The sequence below is a fragment of the Streptomyces griseoruber genome, assembly GCF_001514205.1.
GTDB classification, from domain to species: domain Bacteria; phylum Actinomycetota; class Actinomycetes; order Streptomycetales; family Streptomycetaceae; genus Streptomyces; species Streptomyces griseoruber.
In genome coordinates, this window is record NZ_KQ948825.1 from 1 (window position 1) to 1,542 (window position 1,542).

The window sequence follows — 1,542 nt, forward strand, 5'->3', positions numbered from 1 at the left end:
CGGCGTCGGCCTTCAGCTTCGCGGCCTGCGCCGCGTCCGCGTCGGAGCGGGCGCGCTTCGCGGCGGCCTCCGCGCGGGTGGCGGCGGCGTCCGCGTCGGCGGCGGCCTGGGTCGCGGCGTTCGCCTCGGCGCGGGCCGAGGTGGCCGCGGACTCCGCGTCGTCGGCCGCCGAGTCGGCGGCGTCGGCCGCGGCCCGGGAGTCCTTGGCATTGGCGTCGGAGTCATGGGCCTCGGCGTAGGCGTCCTTGGCGTCGGCCTTGGCGCGGGCGGCGTTGGCCTTGCTCTCCGCGTCCCAGGCGTCGTCGCGCTTGCCCTTGGCCCGGTCCCGGGCGGCCTCGGCGTCCTGCCGCCTGGCGCGCGCGGTGGACTCGGAGGTCTCCGCGCGGCCCTTGGCCTCGTTCGCGGTGACCGCGTAGCCCTCGGCGTTCTTCTTGTGCTGGGCGGCCTCGGCCTGCTTGGCGGCGGCGGTCTCCTTCTCCGCCTTCGCCGTGGCCTCCTCCGCCTCCGCCGCGAGCCGCTTGGCGTGCGCGTCGGCCGCCGCGGCCTTGGCGTCGGCCTCGGCCTTCTGCGTCTCGGCGAGCTTCGCCTTCGCCAGGTCCCGGGCGGCCTTGGCGGTCTGCGCCTGGACGGCGGCCGCGTCGGCGGCGGCCTTCGCCTGGGCGCGGGCCTCGTTCGCGGCGGCCGTGCGGAACGCCGCCTTCGACTGCGCGGCCTGGGTCAGGGCGCGGGCGGCGATGGTCTCACTGTCCCCGACGGCGGCCTTGGTCGCGGAGTACGCCGTGTCACCGGCCTTCGACAACGCCTCCAGGGCGGCGGCCGAGGCCTTGGTGACCTGGGCCTTCTGCTGGGCGACGAGCAGACCTCGGCCGCGCGGGGCGCCCGCCTTGTCGGCGATCGCGTAGGCGGCCTGGGTCGCGGTGTCCGTGTCGGTGGCGGCCTTCTTCGCCGCGGCGGCCTGCGCCTTCAGCAGGTCGAGCTGCTTCTTCGAGGCGGCCTGGGCGTCGGTGATGCCCTTCTTCGCCTTGTCGAACTGCGCCTTGGCCGGGTAGTCGAGGTCGTCGGTGCCGGCGTGGCCGGAGGGGACGACGTCGAACTGCTGCGGCGCCTTGCCGGTGCAGTCCCACATCCGGCCGTCGCGGCTGTTGGTGTAGTCGGCGAGGTCGAGGCAGTTGCCGGTCGCCGGGTTGAACAGCCGGGTGGTGCCGTGAGTGCCGTACTCCCAGTTCTGGGAGGTGCTGCTGGAGCAGGTGGAGATCTGCACGGCGGTGCCGTTGGCGCTCGCGCCGCCCTTGACGGTCAGGCACTTGCCCGAGTTGGGGTTGACCAGGTGGTCGCCGGAGATCTGCCACTTCTGCCCGACGCTGCCGTTGCAGGTGTAGATCTGCACGGGCGTGCCGTTGTCCTTCTTGCCGCCCGCCACGTCGAGGCACTTGTCGGTGGCGCCGTGGGCGTGGACCACGAACGGGCTGTCGCCGATCCAGCCGGGGCCGCCGGCCGACCACCAGTCCTGCCAGCGGGCGAGATGGTCGGCGATCCAGGACT

1 protein-coding gene is annotated in these 1,542 nt (G+C 74.6%); it reads right to left on the minus strand.

What is annotated here, in order from left to right; all coding sequences use genetic code 11:
• Nucleotides 1-1,542: RICIN domain-containing protein (locus tag AQJ64_RS44780; RefSeq protein ID WP_169809767.1), on the minus strand; the 1,542-nt coding region annotated here is incomplete at both ends.